At 74.7% G+C, this 19,996-nt stretch carries 15 protein-coding genes; 12 read left to right on the forward strand and 3 right to left on the reverse strand.

Annotation, left to right across the window (positions count from 1 at the left end):
- Window positions 1-12: 12 nt before the first annotated feature.
- Both ACPXCS_RS35975 and ACPXCS_RS35980 read right to left on the reverse strand, forming a co-directional pair.
- Window positions 13-762, reverse strand: a complete 750-nt coding sequence (locus ACPXCS_RS35975; RefSeq protein WP_425971101.1) for a ScbR family autoregulator-binding transcription factor — start codon at window positions 760-762, stop codon at window positions 13-15.
- 1,071 nt (window positions 763-1,833) lie between these two features.
- Window positions 1,834-2,703 carry a ScbA/BarX family gamma-butyrolactone biosynthesis protein gene (locus tag ACPXCS_RS35980; RefSeq protein ID WP_425952106.1) on the reverse strand — a complete coding sequence of 290 codons (870 nt, stop codon included), beginning with the start codon at window positions 2,701-2,703 and terminating at the stop codon, window positions 1,834-1,836.
- A 1,437-nt stretch (window positions 2,704-4,140) separates the two neighbouring features.
- On the opposite strand from ACPXCS_RS35980, the gene ACPXCS_RS35985 reads away from it, so the two are divergent.
- The 12 genes from ACPXCS_RS35985 (at window position 4,141) to ACPXCS_RS36040 (ending at window position 18,656) form a co-directional block, all read left to right on the forward strand.
- A complete protein-coding gene (locus tag ACPXCS_RS35985) occupies window positions 4,141-4,299 on the forward strand; it encodes a hypothetical protein (protein WP_425971103.1) in 159 nt (52 codons plus the stop codon).
- A gap of 339 nt (window positions 4,300-4,638) precedes the next feature.
- A complete protein-coding gene (locus ACPXCS_RS35990) occupies window positions 4,639-4,890 on the forward strand; it encodes a hypothetical protein (protein ID WP_425952104.1) in 252 nt (83 codons plus the stop codon).
- Complete coding sequence (locus tag ACPXCS_RS35995; protein ID WP_425952103.1) at window positions 4,887-5,513, forward strand: ScbR family autoregulator-binding transcription factor; 627 nt, start codon at window positions 4,887-4,889, stop codon at window positions 5,511-5,513. Before ACPXCS_RS35990 ends, ACPXCS_RS35995 begins: the two co-directional genes overlap by 4 nt.
- A gap of 538 nt (window positions 5,514-6,051) precedes the next feature.
- The gene (locus tag ACPXCS_RS36000; RefSeq protein ID WP_425952102.1) at window positions 6,052-6,918 is read left to right on the forward strand and encodes an AfsR/SARP family transcriptional regulator; all 867 of its coding nucleotides are present in this window, start codon (window positions 6,052-6,054) and stop codon (window positions 6,916-6,918) included.
- A 356-nt stretch (window positions 6,919-7,274) separates the two neighbouring features.
- On the forward strand, window positions 7,275-7,976 hold the full coding sequence (locus tag ACPXCS_RS36005) for a phosphopantetheine-binding protein (protein ID WP_425952101.1): 702 nt from the start codon (window positions 7,275-7,277) through the stop codon (window positions 7,974-7,976).
- Window positions 7,977-8,415: 439 nt separating this feature from the next.
- Entirely contained in the window at window positions 8,416-9,225 is an 810-nt protein-coding gene (locus tag ACPXCS_RS36010) for a 4'-phosphopantetheinyl transferase family protein (protein ID WP_425952100.1), read from the forward strand.
- A gap of 220 nt (window positions 9,226-9,445) precedes the next feature.
- On the forward strand, window positions 9,446-10,411 hold the full coding sequence (locus ACPXCS_RS36015) for an aromatase/cyclase (protein ID WP_425952099.1): 966 nt from the start codon (window positions 9,446-9,448) through the stop codon (window positions 10,409-10,411).
- A gap of 324 nt (window positions 10,412-10,735) precedes the next feature.
- Entirely contained in the window at window positions 10,736-11,551 is an 816-nt protein-coding gene (locus ACPXCS_RS36020; RefSeq protein ID WP_425952098.1) for a 4'-phosphopantetheinyl transferase family protein, read from the forward strand.
- 279 nt (window positions 11,552-11,830) lie between these two features.
- Window positions 11,831-15,283: a condensation domain-containing protein gene (locus ACPXCS_RS36025; protein ID WP_425952097.1), complete on the forward strand. Its 3,453-nt coding sequence runs from the start codon at window positions 11,831-11,833 to the stop codon at window positions 15,281-15,283.
- Between the two features lie 368 nt (window positions 15,284-15,651).
- Entirely contained in the window at window positions 15,652-16,473 is an 822-nt protein-coding gene (locus ACPXCS_RS36030; RefSeq protein ID WP_425952096.1) for an AfsR/SARP family transcriptional regulator, read from the forward strand.
- Window positions 16,474-16,565: 92 nt separating this feature from the next.
- On the forward strand, window positions 16,566-17,330 hold the full coding sequence (locus ACPXCS_RS36035; RefSeq protein WP_425952095.1) for a thioesterase II family protein: 765 nt from the start codon (window positions 16,566-16,568) through the stop codon (window positions 17,328-17,330).
- Between the two features lie 609 nt (window positions 17,331-17,939).
- Window positions 17,940-18,656 carry an acyltransferase domain-containing protein gene (locus ACPXCS_RS36040; protein WP_425952094.1) on the forward strand — a complete coding sequence of 239 codons (717 nt, stop codon included), beginning with the start codon at window positions 17,940-17,942 and terminating at the stop codon, window positions 18,654-18,656.
- A 303-nt stretch (window positions 18,657-18,959) separates the two neighbouring features.
- Here ACPXCS_RS36040 and ACPXCS_RS36045 read toward each other — a convergent pair whose 3' ends face one another.
- Window positions 18,960-19,682: a phosphopantetheine-binding protein gene (locus ACPXCS_RS36045; RefSeq protein ID WP_425952093.1), complete on the reverse strand. Its 723-nt coding sequence runs from the start codon at window positions 19,680-19,682 to the stop codon at window positions 18,960-18,962.
- Window positions 19,683-19,996: the final 314 nt, after the last annotated feature.

Raw genomic sequence — 19,996 nt, forward strand, 5'->3', positions numbered from 1 at the left:
TGGGGGTGTGAGTCAGGGTGTGGTTGCTGCGGTGGTTGCTGTGGGTGTGGTTGCTGTGGTGGTGGCTGCTGCTGTGGTGGTGGTTGCTGTGGTGGTGGGTGTGGTGGTGGGGGTGTGGTGTGGGGGTGGGATGCGGAGTTCGTGGGCGATGGTGTTGGCGTGGGTGGGGGTGATGTTGATGGCGGTGAGGATGGAGGGTTGGACGGTGCTGGGGAGGAGGTGGCGGAGGAGGGCGTTGACGCGGGTGAGGAGGTCTTGGTAGTCGCTCATGATTTGGGAGGTGGCTTGGACGCCGGCGAAGGAGGCGACGAGGACGTCGGCGGTTTCGCGGGTGGAGATGTGGGGGAGGAGTTCGCCTTGTGCTTGGGCTTGTTCGAGGAGTTTTTCGACGATGTCTGCCCAGTGGGTGAAGGGGCCTCGGCGGTCGATTTCTCCGGCTTGCTGGTCGAGTGAGAGGCGGACGCCGGCGCGGACCATGGGTTCGTGTTGGAGGCGGTGGGCGTGCAGGAGCACGGTGTCGGCGATCTGCTGGATTTTGCAGGGGCGGTCGGGGATGGGGAGCCATTGGTCTTGTTCGTGGAGGATTCCCTGGGCCAGTTCTTCTTTGGAGGAGAAGTGGAAGTACAGGGCGCCTTTGGTGACTCCGGCGGCGGAGATGATCTCGGTGATGGTTGCTGCGCGGTAGCCGCGTTCCTCGAAGATCTTGGCGGCTGCCGCCAGGATCGCCTTGCGGGTGCGGAACGCTCGTTCTTGTTTGAGCATCGTGTGTGGTCTCCTCCGCTGTCCTGAGTCCAGAGACCCAATAAACAAACCGCCAGGTAAGTATCTTACGTGGCGGGGTGGTGTTCTGGCTGCCCTGCGGTGCGGATCTTCACCGAAACGGGCGGTTCGGGCAGGCGCCGGGAGGAGGGGGAGGGGTGCCCGCAGGAGTGGGGAGGGTGCGGGCGGGGTGTCGTCGCCCCCCTGCGGCCCCCGTTCCGCTTCCCGCTCCGGTCCCGGCCCTGCTTCCGGCCCCCGGCGCTCCGGCCCCCGTTCCGCTCCGCCTCCGGCCCCGGTCCTGCTTCTGGCCTGGGCTCCGACGGCCCCGCCCTTTCCCCCGGTCCTGCTTCCGGCTCCGGCCCTGCTTCTGGCCTGGGCTGCGACCGGCCCCGCCCTTTCCCCCGGTCCTGCCTTCGGCTTCGTCCCGCCCCCTGCCCTGCCCCGGCCCTGTCCCTGGCTCCGCTGCGGCTGACTCGCGCAAGGAGGTCTCGGCGCATCTGGAGGTCCTGGACCACATGACGGCTCGGGCGGCTCCGCCCAGCGCACGGGTTGGGTGTGGGAGGGGGGGAGGGGTGGGGTCGAGGAGGCGTGTTGGCCCGGCCGGTTGGGTCCGGCCGGGCTGGTTGTGCCTGTTGGGCTGGTCGTGCCGGCCGGGGCGGGCTGGGTGGCCTTCCGGTTGGGGCGGTGGGAGTTGTGGACGGGGTGTCAGTTCCGGGTGGCCGGGCTGTGCCGGGTTGGGCGGGGCCGGGTCGGGCTGTGCCGGGTTGGGCGGGGCCGGGTCGGGCTGTGCCAGTCCGGGGAGGGGCCAGGTCCTCATCCGAGGCGTCGTTGACGTACAGGTGCGCGGCCGTCTCCGGCATCTTCTCCGCGAAGGCCATCGCCTCCTCGACCTTCTGGCGGAAGGTCATGACCGTACGCAGGTTGTACGCGGCGGCGTGCTCCAGGAGCGCGGTCTGCAGCAGGGCTAGGCGCCGGCCGTCGGGCTGGGCTGGGCTGTGCCAGTCCAGGTTGGGCTGGGTGGGCCGGGCTGGTTGGCTGGGTGGGCCGGGGGTGGGGGCTGGGGGTGTGGGGGTGTTAGTTGTGGGTGGTGGGGAGGGTGACGAGGGCGCGGAAGATGTTTTCGTTGTCTTGTTCGCCGGTGATGAGGACGGTTTCCTGGGTGTTTTGTGCGGGGAGGCGGTGGGCGTGGATGTGGCAGGGGCGGTGGAGTTCGGCGTAGCGGTTGAATTCGCCGGTGATGTGGGTGGGGGGTGCGTGGTGGCCGAGGGTGGAGATGGTGGCCTGGCGGGCTGCTTCCAGGAGCATCATTCCGGGGACGTGGTCGACGGGGTGTTCGAACAGGACGGGGTGGTGGGTGTCGACGCGTAGCAGCCAGTGGCCGGGTTGGGGGGTGGGGGAGAGGACGACGTCGGCTGGTGAGAGGCGGCCGACTTCGTGTGGTGTCACGGGGGTGGTCAGGGGCAGGGGCGGGCCGGCGCCGTCGAGTTGGGGTGCGCGCAGCCGCCGGTAGGCGGCGGGGCCGACGCAGCTGACGGCGGCGCTGCCGTGGGCGATCGTTTCTCCGTCGCGGTGCAGGACGGCCTCGAGGTGCAGGCCGACTGGTGTTTTGCCGCGTCGTTTGACGTCGTGGCAGGTCACGGCGAGGTCGATGTCGGCGGGGGTGGCGCGTACGGTGAGCGGGCCCGGCCGGGTGGTGACCGTGAGGTTCCACATGACGAAGTGGTGGCCGAAGGGCACTTCGTACTCGGCGTGCAGCAGCAGGCTGCCCGACTGGCGGATCGTCTCCGCCGCGATCAGGGGGTCGTGGCAGCCGTCGATGTCGGCGAAGAGCCGGTGGGAGCGGGGCCATCTGGCGCTCAGGGTGAAGCTGTCCTCGTCTGTGCGGTTCCAGCCGGTGAGCATCACCTCGGCCGGATTGTGGCGGTGGACGAGTTCTTTGGCCACGGTGCGGCCCGGTATGCGCGCCGGGCGCGGGGCCAGGAGGGTGCCCGCTGCGCCCGTGTCGGGGCCGGCAGGTGCGGATGGTGCGGGGTGTGCGGCGTGGGGCGGTGGTGTCATGTGAAAGGTGGGTGCTGACATGTTTTCCCCCGGTTGGTGGACTGAACTGGGCCTTGCAGGGAAGGACCGTGATCCATCGCTCGGAAATATACATACCCTCCGGTTTATTTACTAGGTTCCTTCACAGGGCCCGGGACGCACGGCCGGCGGCCACGCCCGGACCAGGCGTGATACGCCCGCCGCACCGGACCGGCGCGGCCCGCAGGCGCCCCCTTGCGGGCATCCCGTCGTCGGCGCCGGATACCCGCAAGGGCCCTCCGCACGACAGGCATTGGCATCCCTCGGGTCGCTCCCCGCACGACACCCATCCCCGCCCCCGCGCCGTACGGCAGGCTCTCTCAGGTCGCTCCCCGCACGGCGGCATCCCCCCCCCCCGCCGCAGCGCTCCGGCTGCGCACGGCAGGAACTCGCGCCCCCGCGCCTCGCGGCCATCCCCCCTATGCCGCGGCGCAGTTGCACCCTGCTATCGCCTCCTGACGGCAGGCATTCCCGCCTCCGGCCCGGCGGGGCCCGTCACCGCGCCGGAGGGCCGCCCTGTCGCACGGGGGCGGGTGCCGCCCCTGCCCCACGGGACGGGGGTCTCGCTGTGCCCTAGGGGGGGCGGGAGCGCCTGGCGTACAGGGCCTGCCTGACAAGGGCAGGCGCCCGAACGGGAGGAAGGAGGCCCCGTACAGGGCCCGTCAAGGGGCGCACCCGCCGCGCCTGCCGCACGAGGGCGGGCACGCCTGCTGCGCCCTGTCGTACGGAGCGGAGTGCCTGGCGTACGGGGTTGGGACGCCTGCCGTACGGAGAAGGGCCCGTCTGCCGTACGGGGGCAGAGGCGCCTGCCGCGGCGGCGGGAATGCCATCCCGCAGGGCCGGTGCCTGCCCTGCCGCACGAGGGCGGTGCGCTTCCCGCCGTACCGGGGGAGGTGCATCCGCCGTACGGGGGCGGTGGCGCTTGTTCGAACGAGAGCGGGCGCCTGCTGAACGGAGGCGGGAGGCCGTACAGGGGGCCGTACAGGGGCAGGAGTGCCGCACAGGGACGGCCGACGCCTGCCATACGGGGGCAGAGGCGCCTGCCGGGCCCGACGGCGTCCGCGGGGCGGCCCGTCGGATGCGGCCAGGGGCCCCGCCCACGCAGCATCCCCGCTCCCGCCCAGGCGGCATCCCTGCCCCCGCGCCGGCGGGTGCCCTGGGGTGGGGTGTCTGCGGGGCCGGGGTCTTTCCAGTGGTTCCTGAGCGGTTCTCTACCGGCCGGGCCGAGCGTTTTTCTTCGGAAAGGTGACGGTGGCTGGCGGTGAGGGGAGCGGTCGGGTGGAGGGTGGGGAGCCTTTGTTCCGGGTGGAGAGCGGTGAGGTGGGCCGGGACGAACTGGCGGCCCTGGCCGCGGTGTTCACGGCCTTGCTCCGGGGCGCGGGGCCGCCGCGGGTGCGGGAGGCGGGTGCGCCGCTGTGGTGGAGGTCGGCGGGGGGATATGTGGCCCCCGGCAGCTGGCGCTGAGGGAACGTTTCCAGCCCGGCCAGAAACCGTCCGTGCGGTTTGTTAATCTGCTGGTGGGTTGGAGGCGGGAGGTCCCCGCGGCCCTGGCCTCGGGAAGGGACTGGCATGGCAGTGACCGCTGCCCCGGCGCCGGCCGGGTCTGCGCCGTTCGGGTTTGCGCCGGGTGGGTCTGTGTCGGGTGTGTGTGGCCGTGTGGCGCGGTTGCGGGCGGTGGGGGAGCGGGCCGGGCGGGGTCCGGGTGGGAAGGCGGTGGCGGCGCAGCGGGTCAGGGGCGGGCTGACCGTGCGCGAGCGTGTCGGGTTTTTGCCGGGTGGGGGCTCTTTGCGTGCGGTCGGGCAGGTGCGCCGGCCGCGGTGCGTGGCCGAGCGCGGCCTGGTCGGCGACGTCGTCGGCCCCGCCGCCTGTGAGGTCCTGACCGGCTCCGCCGCCGCCTGTGAGGTCCTGATCGGCTCCCCGGTGGTGCTGCGCACCGAGTACGCCGGTCTGCCCTCGTGCAGGGCATGGCGGTCCGCCCCGGTGAACAACGCAAGCAACGACGTGGCGCGGTTGCGGGCAAGGCCGCCCGCGGTCCCTGCTCAGGAAGGCACATGATGGTCAAGCAGGACAGAGCGGCCCGCACCCGCCGGGCGCTGGTGCGGGCCGCGGCCGAGGTGTTCGCCTCGGAAGGGTTCGCGCTCGCCTCGCTCTCGGCGATCAGCCGCCGTGCCGGGGTGAGCAACGGTGCCCTGCACTTTCATTTCGAGAACAAAAGGGCGCTGGCCGACGCGGTCCAGCAGGAGGCGGCGGTCTCACTCGCCCGGATGACCGACCTCGCCGAGCGTGCGGGTGACGCCCTGCAGGCACTGGTGAACGCCACGCACCTGCTGATGGGCCGGATCGCCGACGACACCGTCGTGCGGGCCGGCTTCGAGCTGTGCACCGACCCCTCACGGGACGGCGCGGGGGTGTTGCGGCGGCAGTGGCAGGAGTGGATCGAGACCACGCTGGAGCGGGCCGGACGCGAGGGACTGCTGGCCGAGGGCGCCTGCCCCGAGCGGCTCGCGCCGACCGTCGTGGCGGCCATGGTGGGATTCGAAGTGCTGGGGGCCCGCGACCCGCAGTGGCTCTCCGAAGGGCGGGTGGCCCACTTCTGGGAACTGGTGCTGCCGCAGATGGCCGCAGAAGGCGACACGCAGCGATTCCTCCACCCTCAGCCGGCCGACCAGCCCGGCTGACCCACCCCCGGCCGGCGGCAGGCACGATCAGGAAACGCCCCGGCACCACACCAGAGCCCCACCGGCAGGGAACACCCCGGCACGCCAGAGCCCTCACCGGCGGCGAACGCCACAGCGCGAGCCGATCCCCTACGCAGCCGGCGAACCCCCAGCGCGGCAGGTCCCTTGAAGGGGCCGGTCCGCGCTGTTCGTGCTGCTCGCGCCCGCAGCCTCGTGCTGCCCGCGCCCGCAGCCCCTCGTCGTGCCCGTGCCCGCGGCCCTTCGTGCTGCCCGTGCCCGGCGTGCCCGCCGTGCGCGCCGTGCGCGCGAGTCCTCCGGCCGCGTGCGGCGGGTCCCGTGGGCCTCGCGGGGCCCGCGTGGGGGCCTCGTGGGGGCCTTGCGGGGGGTGTCTTCGGTGGGGGAGTCGCAGGTGGGGGGTGGACCCGAGACCAGAAACAAAACAGCGCGGACGGTTTTATATTGACAAACCAACCGCGCTGTTTTTTACTCGGAGGGCCGGTGAACCGATCACTGACGCTGTGCACAGGGGGAGAAGGCCATGGACATCTCTGTACTGGGCGGACTGGACGTCCGCGAGAACGGGGTCTCGATCGCGCCGACGGCGCCCAAGCCGCGTCAGGTGCTGGCCCTGCTGGCGTTCCGCGCCGACCAGGTCGTGTCCGTGGCGACCCTCACCGAGGAACTCTGGGGCGCCCACCCGCCGCGCAGCGCCCGCGCCACCTTGCAGACCTACGTGCTGCAGCTGCGCGAGCTGATCGGCGCGGCTTTGGAACGCGACCCGGCGCACACACCGGCCCGCTCGGCCAAGGACGTCCTGGTCACCATGCCGGGCGGCTACCTGCTCAACACCTGCGGCGGCCGGAGCGACGTGCGCGAGTTCGAGATGCTGGCCGGCACCGGATACCGCGCCATGGACGCCGGCGACTTCCCCGCGGCCGCCCGCCAGTTGCGCGACGCGCTCGGCCTGTGCAACGGCACCCCCCTGGCCGACGTGCACACCGGCGCCCTGCTGTCGATGGAGGTGCGGCGCCTGGAGGAGACCCGGCTGTGCGCCCTGGACCAGCGCATCGACGCCGACCTGCGGCTGGGACGCCACCGTGAACTCCTGGGGGAGCTGTCCGTCCTGGTCAGCCGGTATCCCACGCACGAGACCCTGCACGGCCAGTTCATGCTGGCGCTGCACCGCTCCGGCCGGCGCACCGAGGCCCTGCAGACCTACCAGCGCCTGCGCCGGGCCCTCGTGCGCGAACTGGGACTGGAGCCCTCGGCGGCGCTGCGGCGGCTGCAGCGTTCGATGCTGATGGCCGGACCCGAGGGCGCCGCCCAGGATGCCGCGGGCACCGCCCGCAGCGCCGACCGGGCCGACCGGGCGACCCGAGCGGACCGAGCGGTCAGGGTGGGCTGACGGGCACAGGCCCCCCCGCCCGCACCGGCCCGTCCGCCGCACCCGGCCCCGCCTGCGGCCCGCCGCATCCGGCCCCGCCCGCGCCCCGGCAGCACAGACGACGCCCCGGTTCCCTCCGGCAGCACAGACGACAACCGGGCCCCGCCTGCGGCCCGGACGACGACCCGGCCCTGATGGTGGCCCGGACGACGCCCCGGTTCCCTCCGGCAGTACAGACGACAACCGGGCTCCGCTGGCAGCCCGGACGACGACCGGGCCCGGCTGGCGGCGCAGTTGGCGGCCCGGCCCTTCCGGTGGCGCAGTTGACGATCCGGTTCCTCCGGCAGTTCGTACGACCCTCCTTGGGAGCAGCCTTCATGTCCAGTGACCTCCAGCCCTTCGCCCCGGCGATACCTCCCGCGCCCCCGGCCGACCCTCTCAGCGACGTCGTCGAGGTGCTCGCCGACCTGCTCATGCTCGAACCGCAGGACATCGACGCCCGGCAGTCCTTCCGCTTCCTGGGGCTCGGTTCGCTGCAGGCCGTGGAGTTCGTCGCGGGCGTCAACGCCCGCTGCGGCACCAGCGTCAAGGCGCCCGCTCTCTTCGACCACGCCACCCCCGCCGCCTTCGCCCGGCACATCGCCCGTGAACTGCACCCCGAGCCGGCCGCACCCCTGTGCGGCCCGGGCGGCGGCGCCCCCGCCCGGGGCCTGACCGCCTCGGTGCCGCCGCCGGCCGCACGGCGCGCCGGCAGCGAGGTCCTGGCCGTCCTGCGAGAAGAACTCGCGCGGCTGGTGCGCTGCGACCCCTGGGAGATCGACCCGCACGCCTCGTTCGCCCTGATGGGCCTCGACTCCCTCCTCGCCTCGGAGTTCGTGGCGACCGTCAACCGGATCTACAAAACCGGCGAGTCCGCCTGCGCCCTGGGCACCCACCCCACCCTCGCCGCGCTGGCCGCGCACGTCGCCGCGCTCACGGCCGAGCCCGAGCCGATGGACGCCGAGGTGCTGCTGGACGCGGTCCGCGACAACCTGCTCACCATCGACCAGGCCCTCGCCCTGCTGCCGCGCCGAGACTGAGGCGGAACCGGACCATGAACGCACCACAGACGGTCCCGCCGGCCCCGCACACACCGGCGGCCCACGCACCCCGCCTCCTCGCCCGCCGCGCGGGCCTCCGCCCCGGCCGGGCCGGCACCCCCTGCCTGCCCCGCGCACCGCGCACGAACGAGCAGCCCACCCCCTGCGCACACCCCCGGCCCGCCCCCTGCGCGCACACCTGGCCCTGTGCGCAGCCCCGGCCCGCCGTCTGCGCGCACACCTGGCCCTGTGCGCAGCCCCGGTCCGCCGTCTGCGCGCACACCCGGTCCGCCGGGGCGGCCGCCCCGCGGCTTTCGGGGCCCTCGGCGGGCCGGGCGGCACCGCGGGCCAAAGACGGCCACCGATCCACCCGGCCGGCGCGCCGCCCGGCGCGCGGCTCGGCTCGGCGGGGCGGACGGGCGCAGGAAGAGCGGGAAGGATGACCGCTGCCGTGCCGCCCGCGGCGCCGGTCACCTTGTGGTTCTGCCCCGACGACCAGCTCGCGCCCGGCCTGGCCACCACGCTTGCCGCCCAGTGGCTCGACGAGCAGGAGCAGCGAAACGCCGGGCAGTTCCTCTTCGAGCGCGACCGCCGCCAGTACGTCGTCTCGCACGTCATGGTGCGGCGGGTGCTGGCCTTGGAGAGCGGCATCCCCGAGAGCGAGGCCGTCATCTGGCGCTCCTCCCGCGGGCGGCCCTTTTTGCAAAAACCCCCCGGGGGACTGCCGCGCGGCGGCCGCGAACTCGACTTCAACCTCTCGCACGCGGGCGGCCACAACCTGCTCGGCGTGGCACGCCGGCACCGCATCGGCGTGGACGTCGAGCGGCTCGACCGCGGCGAGCAGGGACTCGACGGCGTCGTCCACGCCTTCGCCGCCCAGGAACGCGCATGGGTCCTCAAGGCACCGCCCGGCCGCGCCCGCGACGTGCGGGTGCTGCGGCTGTGGACGCTGAAGGAGGCCTACTCCAAAGCACGCGGACTGGGACTGGGACTGTCCTTCGACAGCTTCAGCTTCGAACTCGACGAGGACCGCGGCGTGCGCGCTTTCCTGCCCCCGCACGACGACCTCGCCCAGCGGTGGCGGTTCGTGGAACTGGAACCGGCGCCCGGGGTCCTGGCCGCCGTCGCCCTCATGGCCGGCGAGGACGAAACCCCCCTCCTCGAACTGCACCACGGCTTCCCCTGGGCCAGGTCCTCACCCAGGACCCTGACCGTCCCGCGCGCCGCGCCGCTGCCCCGCACCGTCTGACCCGACACCGGCCCGGCCACCCACCACCTCCACCACCTCCACCACCCCCTCCAATCCCCTCCGGCCGTCCGTCCTCTCCGGCCGCGGCTGTTCCTCTCCAGCCGTTCTCCACGCTTCCTCCAGCGCGGCGGCCGACGGTGCTTGCACGACCAGCCGCAGGGGGAACGGGAGCAGCACTCACCGCCGCGCGGCTACCGACGAGCCGGAGGAGACAGCCGCCATGGCGGGTGAGCGGGTGCACCGCATCGCGCACGAGAGGGACATCGCCGCCCCCGCCGGGGTCGTCTACGGACTGATCGCGCACGCCGAGAGCTGGCCGCTGTTCCTGGCGCCCACCGTCCACGTCGAACCCCTGGAGTGCGGCACCCACCACGAGCGCATCCGCGCCTGGAGCACCATCGACGGCGCCGTGCGCTGCACGGTCTCGCGCCGCACCCTGGACCCCGAACGCCGCCGCATCGACTTCAGCTACGAGCCCGCGCCCGCCCCGGTATCGATGATGCGCGGCCAGTGGCACGTGGACGAACGCGGCCCGCACGCCTGCCGGCTGGTGCTGCGCCACGAATACCGCACACCCCCGGGCCCGCCCGGCCAGACCGCGCGGATCGGGCGCGTCCTGGCCGCTGCCGACGCGGCCGTGCTGCAACGCCTGCAGCACCTGGCCCAGCGCTTCAGCGAGCTGGACGACCTGGTCCTCACCTTCGAAGACCACATCCGCGTCAAGGGCCCGGCCGAGCTGGTCTACGACTTCCTCTACCGCGTGGGCGAATGGCCCGGCGTGGTGGCCCACGTGAGACGGGCCGAACTGGCCGAGGAGGAACCGGGCATCCAGCACGTGGCGATGGACGTCGCCGGCACCGACGGCGTGGTCCGGCCCACCGAGTCGGTACGGGTGTGCTTCCCGCACGCCGGACGCCTGATCCACAAGCAGACGCTGACCGTGCCGATGGTCGCCGCCCGCACCGGCGAGTGGCAGGTGCTGCCCGACACCAGCGGCGTCGTGGTGGTGTGCCGCCAGAGCCTGCTGGTACGCCCCGAGGAGATCGAACCGGTCCTGGGACCCGGCACCGATCTGCGCGCTGCGCGCCGGCACCTGCGCACGCAACTGGGCCACCAGGCCGGCAACGTCCTCGACCTCGCCCGCCGCCACGCCGAGAACGCCATCGAGGTGATCCACCTCTCCTGACCACGCCACCCCGGGCGCGCCGAGCAGGATACGACCGGCCCTGTACCGGCCCTGTACCGGCTCTCCAGCGGACCTCGGCCCCCCTTGCCCGGCCTCGTCGGGTGCGGGGCCGGGACGGCGGCACCCACCCTGCCGCAACCGAGCCACCGAGCCACCGAGCAACCGAGCAACCGAGCAACCGAGCAACCGAGCAACCGGGCAACCGAGCAAGCAGCCGGGCAACCGAGCAAGCAGCCGGGCAACCGAGCAACCGGGCAACCGGGCAAGCAGCCGGGCAACCGGGCAACCGGGCAAGCAGCCGGGCAGCCGGAGGAAAGGACATCCATGGGCGACGCCACGCGCACCCCGCCCCCCGTCCACGTACGCGGGCCGGGCGGCCCCTGGCAGCCGGTACGGTCCGCGCTGGCGCTGCACGGGAGCGCGGTGGTGCACACCACCTGGGGCGAATGGCTGCCCACCACCCTCACCGACCCCGCACTGCGCGCCCTGCTGGGCCGCGACTGGCAGCGCTACCGGCACACGGCCGACCCCGCCACCCGCCACCGCTTCGCCGCCTCCCGCCTCCTCACCAAATACACCGCGGCCGCCGCGCTGGACCTCCTGCCGGCGCAGCTGGACCTCGCCTACCAACTCGGCGGGCGGCCCTACCTGCACGGACTGGACCTCGACATCAGCCTCAGCCACAGCGACGAGCTGATCGCGGTCGGGGTCAGCCGGGCCGGCCGGATCGGGGTCGACACCGAACCGGTGGACCGCAGAGTCGACTTCGACCTGCTGAGCGGACACATCTGCGCCCCCGGCGAACTGCGCTGCCTGCAACCGCTGCCCCCCAGAGCCCGCGAACGCGAACTGCTCAGGCTCTGGACCCTCAAGGAGGCCTACAGCAAGGCGCTGGGCCAGGGACTGCGGCTCGGTTTCGGCGAGTTCTCCCTCGGCGACGGCGACGGCGACGGCGACGGCGGCCTGCTCGCTCCCGACGACACCGCGGCCCGGCCCGGCGCCTGGGCCTTCACCACCCACCGGGTGCTGGGCCGTCATCTGCTGAGCGTCGCCCGCCACCACGTCCCTGCCCAGCCGTCCCGCGCCCGCCCGACACCGCCCGCCCGCACGCTGGCCTGCGCCCGCGCGCCGGCTCCCTGACCACCCCCGCCCCCCAAACCGGTCCCCCCCCTCACGCCGCGCCCCGGGCGGCTTTCGCCGAGAGCCGCCCGGGGGGCGCTTCAGAGCCACTGGAGAAAACGGGCATGTCGCGCGGGCACCGCTAGCCTGCTGAGCACGTTGCGGACGTCGAAGGCATGAGAGCGCCGTGAGCCGTCCCGAACCACGCCGCGCAGCCGCGCCGCAGCCGGCCGCCCTGACGACCGTCATGGGCGGTGTCCCGCTGGGTGAAAAGGGGAGGGGCCACGCCCCGGAATGCCGATGACCGCTGACCGCGCCACCTCCGGATCCACCGCCCCCGACCCCGCCACCCCTGAGCGCGCCGCCCCCGACCCCGCCACCCCTGAGCGCGCCACCTGCGGCCCCGCCGCCCCCGATCCCGCTGCCTGCGGCCCGGCCCTCGCCGATCCCGCCGCCCCCGATCCCGCCGCCTGCGATCCCGCCGTCTGCGGCCCCGCCGCCGGTGAACGGTCCTTCGCCGCCGTCACGAGCGTCGTCGTCGACCCCGGCGAGCCGCCCCACCACCTCCCGCCCGTCCTGGAGGTGCGCGGCCCCCTGAGCGACAGCCGGGCCGCCGCCGCGCTCGACCTCGCCGCCGCCCGCACCGCCGGCGGGCGGTCCTGGCGCCACCGCCTGCAGCACCTCGGCCCCGACCACCACCTCCTGCACGTCGAACCACACCCCGCCCGCAGCGGTGCCGGCACCCCCCGGCACCGGCCGCACCCCTTCCCCACAGGCCACCTCGCCGACCTGCTCACCGCCCGCGACCAGCCGCCCGTCCCGCTCGGCCCCGCCCAACTCGACCTGGCCCGGCGCCACGGCACCACCCCCGCCACCCACCCCTGCAGAACACTCGACGCCGCCGAGCCCTTCGAGCCGGCCGCCGTGGAAGCGGCCCTGCGCAGCCTCGCGCGGGCCCACCCGCTCCTGGCCGCCCGCATCGACACCGAGACCGGCAGCGGCATCCACACCGCGCCGCCGGCCGCCGACACCGCCTGCACGGTCGCCGACGGCGTGCCGCGCAGCCACGAACGCGAGGCCGTCGCCGAGGCGGGCCGGCACCTGCGCCCCAGCGCCCGGCGCTCCCTGCACGCCGTCCTGCTGCGCGGACGCCACCGGCTCGTCCTGCTCGCCCACGAACTCGTCGCCGACCAGCTCTCCCTCGACATCCTGCTCACCGACCTGCAAAGCGCCCTCGCACAACCGGAACAGCAACTCGCCCCCGAAACCGTCAGCTACCCGCAGTGGGCCGAGGCGCTGCCCGCGATCGCCACCGACCCCCGCGCCTGCGACCACTGGCGTGAGGTCGCCGAAGGCCGCGCCGCCGCGGCGCCCTTCCGCTCCCGCAGCCCCCTGGCGGACACCGCACCCCCCCACCGGGCCGGCTTCACCCTGACCCGCGCGGCCACCGCACGGCTGACCGGCCCGGTGGCCCGGCGCTTCGGACTGCGCCCCGCCCAACTCCTCACCGCCGCCATGGGCCTGGCCCTCATCCGCTGGCGCAACACCCCCCTGGCCTCCTTCGACGTGAGCACCGACGGCCGCCAGGGCAGCCCGGCCCTGGCCCGCACCGTCGGACCCCTGGCCGAGACCGAGCCCGTCCTGCTGCACGGCGCCCTGGGCCAGCACGCCCACGCCTTCACCGAACAGGCCGCACGCCACCTGGCCGCCCTGGGCCGGTCCGCCTTCGGCGCCTGCCGCGAGCACGCCGCCGACCCCGCCCTGCGCCTGGTACTGCGCGAACTCGTCCCGGTCCTGGTGCGCTTCACCCCCGACACCGACGTCCGCCCCACCCCCCGGCCCGCCCGCACCGCCGGGCCCTACGCGATCGAGGCCGGCGCCCGGCTGCGCGGCGGGCGCCTGCACCTCGGGCTCGACTGGCTGCCTGCCGCCCACGACGACATCACCGGCGCATCCGTCGAGGCCCTGCTGGCCGCGATCCGCACCGTCCTGGACGAACTGGCCGACACCCCCGGCGAACCAGCCGCACCACCCCCCACCGCCGCCAGCCCTCTGCAGCGCGAACTGCTCGCCGACGCCGACGCCCACCCCGGCACCGGCCGCCAGATCGAACAGCTCACCTGGCTCTGGCACGGGCCGCTGGACACCGGCCGCTTCACCACCGCCTGGCAGTCCGTCTTCGACCGCGAGGCCGTCCTGCGCGCCTGCTTCGACCACGGCCGGCACCCGGCCATCACCGTCCACGACCAGGTCATGCCCGAGGTGACACGCACGGCCCACCCCGGACCCTCCTGGCACGAGACGCTCGCCGCCGACCGGCGCCGAGGGCTCGACCCGCGCTGCCCGGGACCACTGCGCCTGACCCTGTTCGACAGCCCGCCCGGCGACGGCCCCCCCGCCACCCGGGTCCTGCTCACCTACCACCAGGCGCTGCTGGACACCCGCAGCGTGCGCCTGCTGCTCGCCGAGTTCTACCGCGCCTACCTCGGCGACGGCGCCCTGCCCGGCGGCGACCGCCGCCCCGACCTGCGCGACCACGCCCGCTGGCTCGCCGTCCAGGACCTCACCCCCGCCCGGGAGTTCTGGCTGCGTACCGCACCGGCGCCCCAGGCCGCGGCCTCGATGGCGGCCTACGCCGGCGCCCCCCTGCTGGCCGAGCACACCGGCACCGGACGGGCCCGCGTCCGGCTGGCCCCTGCCGAGGCGGCCCGGCTCACCGCCTGGGCCGGGCGATGGGGAGCCACCGACAGCGGCGCCCTCCAGACCGCCTGGGCGCTGATGCTCTACCGGGCCGCCGGGACCGACGGGCCGCTGCCGGTCCGCTTCAGCGTCGCCGCCTCCGGGCGGGGCATCCCCCTCGAAGGCATCGAACGCCTGCCGGGCGCGCTGCGCAACCCGCTGCCCGTCTCGGTCGACGTCGACCCGGACACCACCGTCCCCGACCTGCTGGCCGCCCTGCGCGACCAGGCCATCGACCTCGCCCCCTACGAATGGGTCTCGGCCGGCCAGATCCACGACTGGACAGGCCAGCCGCCCCCGCCCCGGCACCACGCCCGGGACGAGCCGGGCGAGGACAGCCTGCTCGTCTTCGACAGCACCCTGGACCCCCTGCAGCGGCTGGAACCCGCCTTCGCCGCCCACGGCATCCGCATGGAGTGCGCCGAAGCGACGGGCGCCGCGACCGCCTTCCCCCTCACCCTCGTCTGTCACCACGACGAAGCCGGCGGCCTGGTGCTCTCGGCCAGCCACGACCGCTCCCGCCTCGCCGACGCCTCCGGGCTCCTGGCCCACTGCGCCGGCCTGCTGCGGGAACTGCCCCACGAGGCCGACGACTCCACCACCGTCGCCGAGTTCCTCGACGCCCTGCCGCCCACGCCGTCCTCCTGGCCCGCCTTCGTCACCCTGCGCCCCGGCACGGGCGGCGCCGTCTGCCTGGTCCCCGCCCCGGGCATACCCCACACCTGGTACACCCGCCTCGCCCGCCTCTACCCCGGCCCGGAGTCGGTGATCCTGCTGCGGCCCACCCTCGACGGCCCCGCGGCCTGGCACCCCCTCCTGCGCCGGCTCGCCCACAACGGCCGGCCACTCGTCCTCGGCGCGTTCTCCGGCGGCGGCACCGACGCCTGCCGCACGGCCCGCGCGCTCACCGCCGACGGCTCCCGCCCGCCGCTGGTCGTGCTGGCCGCCGACACCGACACCGACGAAGCCGCATCCGACCTGGCCCGCCTGCTGCACGAAACAGTCCGCCGCTGACCCCACCCCACCCGCCCGGCCCGCCAGCCCGGCCCCCGCCCGGCCCGCCAGCCCGGCCGGAGCCCGCCTGCCCGGCCCCGCCCCGCCCTGCTCGGCCCGGCCCGTCTCGGCCCGCCGGGCCGGGCGGGGGCCGGGCCGGGCCGGCGGGCTCCGGCCGTCTCTCCAGCAGTCCTCGACCAGTCCTGCACCACCCCCGCGACACCCCCGCACCACCCCGGCGGCCCGGCCTCGGCCCGCGCCCGGGCAGCGGCTTGGAAGAGCGCTGGAGGCGGACTTGAGGCAACCCGTGAACCGCCAGGGACCCCGCTAGCGTGCGCTTCCAGCAGTAGTTCGGGTCGCAAGGAACTCGACGAGGTGCGGAGGGGAACATGAAAATTCAGGTTCTAGGCCCGTTGGGCGCCGAGGTCAACGGGGACTCGATCGTTCCGACGGCCGGCAAGCCGCGGCAGATCCTGGCACTGCTGGCCCTCTACCCCGGCCGCGTGGTGCCCGTGCCCACGCTCCTGGAGGAACTGTGGGGCAGCCGGCCCCCGCAGAGCGCGCTGACCACCCTGCAGACCTACATCCTCCAGCTGCGGCGCCGACTGGGCACAGCCATGGGACCCGGCGCCCCCACCGGCGCCAAGGACGTACTGGTCACCCGCCACGGCGGCTACCTGCTCCAGATCCCCCCACACAGCGTCGACGTCCACGCATACGAGCAGTCCGTGACCGAGGGACGCACCGCCTTCGAAGCGGGACAGACCGCGACCGCCGCCGACTGCTACCGCAGGGCTTTGGACTTGTGGGACGGACGCGCACTGGTCGACGTACGGCTCGGCCCGATCCTGGAGATCGAGGTCATGCGGCTGGAGGAGAGCAGACTCGGAGCCGTCGAGCGGCGCATAGACGCCGACCTCCAGCTCGGCCGCCACTGCGAACTCCTCGCCGAGCTCGCCGATCTGACAGCACGCCACCCCCACCACGAGGGACTGCACTCACAGGCCATGGTGGCGCTGTACCGGGCGGGCCGGCAGGGCGCCGCCCTGGAGTCCTACCGGCGGCTGCGGCTGCGCCTGGTCGACGAACTCGGTGTGGAGCCCTCACCCCAGCTGCAGCGCCTGCACCAGGCCATGCTCACCGTGGACCCGCTGCTGGACGTCGCCGCGGGACCGAGGAAAGCCTCCACCTTCGACCTGTTCGCGGCGTGAACCCGCCCCCCGCCCCGCCGGACCGAACCGTGCCGCCCGCACCCGCCACACCCGCTGCCCAAGGCGCATCCTGTAGGAAGGAACACCCCACCGTGACCGGTCCCCACCAGGACAACAGCCTGTGGATACGACGGTTCCAGCCGCGTGACGACGCCGCCGTGCGCCTGGTCTGCCTGCCCCACGCCGGAGGCTCGGCCAGTTTCTACTTCCCCATGGCCAAGGCCGTCCCGGCCGCCGTCGACGTACTCGGCGTGCAGTACCCCGGCCGCCAGGACCGCCGCAGCGAACCGGCCGTCACCGACCTGCACGACCTGGCCGACCAGGTCACCGCCGCGCTGCTCCCCTGGACCGACCGGCCGCTCGCCCTCTTCGGCCACAGCATGGGCTCCACCCTCGGCTACGAAGTCGCCACAAGACTGCAGGAGCGCCACGGAGTCATCCTCACCCAGCTCTTCGCCTCCGGCCGGCGCGCCCCGTCCCGGACCGTCCACGACACCGTCCACCTGCGTGACGACGACGGACTCATCGCCGAACTGAAGCGGCTCAGCGGCACCGACTCCCAAGTGCTGGGCGACGAGGAACTGCTGCGGATGGTGCTGCCCGCCATCCGCGCCGACTACCAGGCGGCCGAGACCTACACCTACCGGCCCTCACCACCCCTGCGCTGCCCCGTCACCGCCCTGACCGGGGACGCCGACCCCAAGGTGACCATCGAGCAGGCCCGCGCCTGGGCGGAACACACCGAGGCCGGCTTCGACCTCCACATCTTCCCCGGCGGCCACTTCTACCTCGCCGACCACCAGCCGCAGATCATCCGCATCGTCACCGACCACCTGCTCACCGCCCGCGCCGGCTGACGCCCCACCGGGCCACGCACCCCCGACCGCCACGCACCCCCCGACCGCCGCGCGGCCCCCCGGGTGGGGCAGACCCCCGGAGGGGGAGACGCCCGGTGGGGGAGAGCGCCCGTGACAGCCGCCGCCCGCGGCCCCGCCCGCGCCACCTGCCTGCGGCCCCGCCCGCGCCACCCGCCCGCCCACGACGCCCGCGCCACCCGCCTGTCCACGACGCCCGCGCCCCCCGGCCCGGGCGTTTCGGCCGGTCCCGCCCCCCGTCGAGGACGGCCGGCTGGGGTGTTCAGCCTCTCCGGCTGAAGGAGCCCGACGACTTCACGCCGCCCAGCGCTCCTCGCCGAACACCCCCGGCCCCCCTCCTTTTCTCCAGCCGTTCTCATCCTCTTCTTTAGTGACCTGGGACACGCTCGAGATGACGTCCTTCCGCCCGGCCCACCGAGATCCCCGCCCCCGGCCCCCGGCACCCCCCGCTCGCCGCCGGGCCGAAGCCGGCGCCCCGCGCGCCCGGGACGGGGCGCCGTCCACGCCGTGCCGGGGGCCCGCCTGCAGGGCGCGGTGCGCGGCGCACGTGCCGTGGTGACCGGCCCTCACGAGGACAACGAGAGAGGCCCCATGAAGCCAGACCCGCCCGTCTGCGGCCCGCTGCGGCCGACCCTGCTGGAGTGCGGCACACCCGGCGCCGCCGGGCCCGGCCCCTGCGCCGCGACGGAGACCGCCGTGCTCTTCACCGGCGCCGGCGCTCCCTCACCCGCCCTGACCCGGTCCCTGTACGGCACCTTCCCCCCGTTCCGGGCGGCCTTCGACGCCCTGTGCGTGAGCTTCGACGACCGCCTGCCGATACCGCTGGTCGCGGTGGTCTTCGCCCCCGAACAGGGCGCCGACGCCCGGCTGCTGGGCGAAGCCCCGTACGCCCGGTGCGCGCTCTTCGGCTACCAGGTCGCGCTGTTCCGGCTCTGGCAGAGCTGGGGGCTGGACGCCGCCGCCGTCGCCGGGCGGGGCAGCGGCCTGGTCGCCGCCGCCCACGTCGCGGGCAACCTCGGGGCACGGGAGGCGGCCCGGCTGCTGGCGGCGGAGCCGGCCCGCCGGGAAGAGCCCCGGTGCGCCCTCGCCACCGGCGAGACGTCCCACCCGCCGCGCGACGAGACATGCGGGACCCAGGCGTACGGGACCGTGCTGGAGTGCGGGCCGCTGCCCGGGGCGGGGGCGGCGCTCGGGGACGTGCGCGCCCTGGCGCGGGCGCTGGCCGCGCTCCAGTTGCACGGGCCGCCGCTGGACTGGGAACGGCTGGCCGGGGGAGCCGGGCCACGCCCTGCCTTCCTCGTCCCCTGAACCCCCTAACCCCCTGAACCCCCTGAACCCCCTGAGGCCTTACGCCCCTTGAGGCCCTGAGACAAGGGGCGGGCTCCCGGCCGGTCCCGCCGCCACACGGTGACATCGCCCCCGCCGGGGCAACCGGGCCCCCGCCGGGGCAGCCCGCCCCCGCCGGGGCAACCGGGCCCCCGCCGGGGCAGCCCGCCCCCGCCCGGGCAACCGGGCCGGGCGCCGCACGGCACGGTTCGCATCTGCTGCCCGTACAGACCTGTGCGGTGCCCGCGCCGGACGCGGACACCGCAGGGATCGTGCGCCCCGGCTCTAGGCCGCCATGTCCTTGCCCGCAGCGCCGGCGTCCACCAGGGCCGCCATCCGGCGCAGGGTCGGGTGGGCGTAGACCTCCTCCAGGGTCAGCTGCACCCCGAACTCCCGCCGGACGCGCAGCAGCAGGCGGGAGGCGAGCAGGGAGCTGCCGCCGCTTGCGAAGAACTCCGCGTCGGGGCCGATCTCCTCGTGGCGCAGCAGCCGGGCCCACACCCGCCGGAGCCGGTCCTCCGTTGCGGTGCCCGCCGCGGGGGAGTCGGGTGCGTCCGTGCCGGTCTGCGTGACGATGTCGGTGTCCATGCTTCTCCTCGATCTGTGGGTTGCCGGTCTCCCGGTGGATGTCACCGGTGCTTTTCCGGTCCTGTCTGCGGTGCCGGTCGGATGGAGGCGGCCGGCCCGCGCCGGGGCGCCGCCGCCGGCCGGGCCCTGCCGGCCGGCGGCGGCGTCGGCGACGAGCCGGGTGATCTGCGCGGTGATCTCGGCCGGCACCGGGCCGGCCCGTCCCCCCAGGTCCTCGGCACACCGCTCACGCAGCCGGTCCCGCCCTGCCGGACACGGCGCGCGGACCACCGCCGGCCGGCCGGCGAGCGCCTGCGACCAGGGGTGGAACCAGCCGGCCCCACCCCCGGCGCGGGGCAGGACGAACAGGCGGGCGGGCGCCTGGGCGGACGGGGGGAACCGCCTGGTCCACGGGCTGGGGGACACGGTCACGGGCGTCATGGTGAGTCCTTGTCGGTAACCGCTCGGTGGCGCCCGCCGAAAGGGGCGGGCGGCGGCGGACCCGGCGGCGTCGCTGCACAGAACGATCGGGATTCGCGCCACAGCCTGTCAAGGCACTCCACCCGCGCTGCAGGGGCGCTCGACCCGGGCACGAGTCGGCGCGCCCCGGCGGTGTCGATCGCCTCTCCACCGCCGCTCGAGCGGCGCCTTTTTGAATCACCGTGTGCGACGGGGAACGGACCACGACCGGACGCCGAAACACCCCCCCGCGGGACCCCCCGAGGGGGTGTCGCCGGGCACACCACCCGTCACAA

The organism is Streptomyces sp. DT190, from assembly GCF_049846985.1.
GTDB lineage: Bacteria > Actinomycetota > Actinomycetes > Streptomycetales > Streptomycetaceae > Streptomyces.

Excerpts from the sequence above, each read along its gene's own strand:
- ACPXCS_RS35975 (WP_425971101.1), bottom strand. The coding sequence starts at position 762 with ATGCTCAAACAAGAACGAGCGTTCCGCACCCGCAAGGCGATCCTGGCG.
- ACPXCS_RS35995 (WP_425952103.1), top strand. The coding sequence starts at position 4,887 with ATGATGGTCAAGCAGGACAGAGCGGCCCGCACCCGCCGGGCGCTGGTG.
- ACPXCS_RS36000 (WP_425952102.1), top strand. The coding sequence starts at position 6,052 with ATGGACATCTCTGTACTGGGCGGACTGGACGTCCGCGAGAACGGGGTC.
- ACPXCS_RS36005 (WP_425952101.1), top strand. The coding sequence starts at position 7,275 with ATGTCCAGTGACCTCCAGCCCTTCGCCCCGGCGATACCTCCCGCGCCC.
- ACPXCS_RS36010 (WP_425952100.1), top strand. The coding sequence starts at position 8,416 with ATGACCGCTGCCGTGCCGCCCGCGGCGCCGGTCACCTTGTGGTTCTGC.
- ACPXCS_RS36015 (WP_425952099.1), top strand. The coding sequence starts at position 9,446 with ATGGCGGGTGAGCGGGTGCACCGCATCGCGCACGAGAGGGACATCGCC.
- ACPXCS_RS36020 (WP_425952098.1), top strand. The coding sequence starts at position 10,736 with ATGGGCGACGCCACGCGCACCCCGCCCCCCGTCCACGTACGCGGGCCG.
- ACPXCS_RS36025 (WP_425952097.1), top strand. The coding sequence starts at position 11,831 with ATGACCGCTGACCGCGCCACCTCCGGATCCACCGCCCCCGACCCCGCC.
- ACPXCS_RS36030 (WP_425952096.1), top strand. The coding sequence starts at position 15,652 with ATGAAAATTCAGGTTCTAGGCCCGTTGGGCGCCGAGGTCAACGGGGAC.
- ACPXCS_RS36040 (WP_425952094.1), top strand. The coding sequence starts at position 17,940 with ATGAAGCCAGACCCGCCCGTCTGCGGCCCGCTGCGGCCGACCCTGCTG.
- ACPXCS_RS36045 (WP_425952093.1), bottom strand. The coding sequence starts at position 19,682 with ATGACGCCCGTGACCGTGTCCCCCAGCCCGTGGACCAGGCGGTTCCCC.